2 protein-coding genes are annotated in these 2,572 nt (G+C 37.6%); both read right to left on the bottom strand.

The window, feature by feature from the left end; all coding sequences use genetic code 11:
• Positions 1–178: 178 nt before the first annotated feature.
• Positions 179–1,531, bottom strand: a complete 1,353-nt coding sequence (locus J5G60_RS17885; RefSeq protein WP_150359034.1) for an MATE family efflux transporter — start codon at positions 1,529–1,531, stop codon at positions 179–181.
• A 773-nt stretch (positions 1,532–2,304) separates the two neighbouring features.
• A complete protein-coding gene (locus tag J5G60_RS17890; RefSeq protein WP_190972280.1) occupies positions 2,305–2,451 on the bottom strand; it encodes a hypothetical protein in 147 nt (48 codons plus the stop codon).
• Between the last annotated feature and the right edge of the window lie 121 nt (positions 2,452–2,572).

A 2,572-nucleotide genomic window follows, 5' to 3' on the forward strand; every position in this document is an offset into this window, starting at 1 on the left:
GTTACTTTTTGGGTATAATACCATGGAAATTTGTTCATGTTAGTCAGATTTTGTTTGTACGAAATCTAGGTAATTAAACTTTAAATATTTATTCACAATTTATTTACGATATATTAACATTCCGCTCGCAGCCTGTTCACGGCCCCCGAGGACAGCTTGTACCCGGAGGCTGGCTTGATTATTTTATGAGCACAAGGCTCTTCCACTTTCCTTTTTTAAATCTCATATAGTACAATATTCCCCTCACAAGCCAATCTATATACATTCCAAGCCAAATTCCTATAACACCCATTTTTAAGGGTATTCCCAATATATATCCCATAGTTATCCTGAAAATCCACATTCCTATGATGGAAGTTACCAGGGTATACCTGGCATCACCTGCTCCCTTCAGCCCCGCAGGCAGGACGAAGGCAATGGACCAGAGCGGAATAAACAGTGCATTTACTCTCAATAAATTCACACACAAATGTACTATAGAGGAATCTGTGGTGTAGAGAGAGGATAAAAAGCCTGCAGCAGGTACGGAAATAAGTGCTAAAACTACAAGGCATATGGTGGAAACCTTATTCAAATAGGATAGACAGTCTTCCGCTCCGCTACTGTCTTTTCTTCCCATATACTGTCCCACCAGGGCAGTAGCCGCAATGCTCAGAGCCATTCCAGGTATGTTGAGCATATTTGTTATGGAATTGGTAATTGTATTGGCCGCTATGGATATGGTTCCCATGTCTACAATAAATATCTGAGTTATAAGTTTTCCTCCATTGAACAAAAAGGATTCTACACTGGCGGGAATCCCCACTCCAAATATGGGTTTCAGTAATTTCCTGTCAAAATTAAATTGAGCTACTTTAACAAGTTTTACGATGGCTGTACCTCTCAATAGGACAATGAATACCATAACTGCACCCAGAGTTCTGGCCGCAGCAATGGCAATCGCAGCCCCCTCCACTCCCAGACTTGAAATTTTGAAGTTTTTTATATGCACGCCGTAAATCAGGCAGTATCCCAATATTACGTTTATCACATTCATGAACATAGTAATTTTCATGGGTGTTTTGGTATCGCCTGCTCCCCTCAGCACGCCATTGGCGGAAAGGTTCAGTGCAACAAGAGGATACGTTAAAAGTGTTATTTCGAGATAGGTGTAAGCATAATCTATAACCTGTACATCTGCAGAACCATACAGCAGAGTTACAAGTTGTTTTCTGAATATCCACATGGCAGTGGTAATTGCAAGAGATATCAACACAGCAGAGTAAAGTGCCTGCTTGACTGCTTCATTTGCCCTTTTTATATTTTTTCTGCCGGCATATTGTGCCACTACCACAGTCCCGCCTACTGCCAGGGCTGAAAAAAAGGCAATAAATATATTGTTGACGGAATCCACCATACCAATAGCAGAAACTGCCTCCTTGTTGATATGCCCTGCCATCATGGTATTCACCACACCCAGGGACATGACAAACAACTGCTCGGTTAAAATAGGCACTGCCAATTTAAATACGTCTTTTCTTATAAAATTCACTTGATCTTTCTCCCATAATAAATTAGTAATAAAAATAATAATCAAGTTCTTCTTAGGTTCAGGTGGAGTTTGCTTATAAGGAATACTTTTCTCCACCTGAATCTTAGAAGAACTTATCCGATGGCTGCCAGTTCTAAACCTCCCAGTTTACAACATGATAGGTTAAAAACTGTTACGCCACTGGATTGGCTCTTCTAAGGTTCTTGAAAAAATTTTTCTCATAAGCAAATTACTGCTAACCTAAGAATCACCTTATCCAGGCGCGTAGCAGTGCTTATCTTCCAGCTTAGGAAGCTGGAAGTATTAGCAATGGTAGCGTTCGGATAAATAAGATTATACATCAATAGTTTGTCCAAAGTCCAGAATTACATAATTCCAAATGATCAGTTCACAATTTGTTCACTACCCCCGGGAGTCGAAAAAAAACTTTTTCAAGAAGGAGGATTTTTTTATTTTACGTAGAATTTCTTAACGTAAACAAATTGTACAAATATGTACAATTTTTACTATAATATATAAATAATGTAGTTACAGGAAAGGACATTTGCAATGCTGAAACTTCAATGGATAGAAATTTTTCTAAGGTGTATTCCCGAGATGCTGCTGATGATATGGGGAATATACGTACTGGCTAGAAAATCTTTTAACGTGCGAAATTATATAATTCTAAGCTGTATTCTGGGTTTATATTCCTTTTTAGTAAGAGAGCTCCCCATATACTTCGGTGTCCACACCATGATTATAACGATTTCAGTAATAAGTATCATGATAATTCAGGGAATCCCGCTGGTCACTTCCATATACAGCACCCTTATAATGCTGTTTATACTTATAATTGCTGAAACTCTAAACAAATTTATACTCAGTCTTTTCAATATATCTTTTGTATTCACCAACATGAATCCCGTTAAAAAATCCATACTGACCCTCCCCTCATTGATCATACTTTTTCTCTCTATAATCATCATCCAAAATATTGTAAAAAAAAACCTTAAAATACAGTAAAATGAAATATAATATCATATAAAATATTTTTATAGT

It is taken from the genome of Clostridium sp. HV4-5-A1G, assembly GCF_900184915.1.
In the GTDB taxonomy this organism is placed as follows: domain Bacteria; phylum Bacillota; class Clostridia; order Clostridiales; family Clostridiaceae; genus Clostridium_B; species Clostridium_B aromativorans.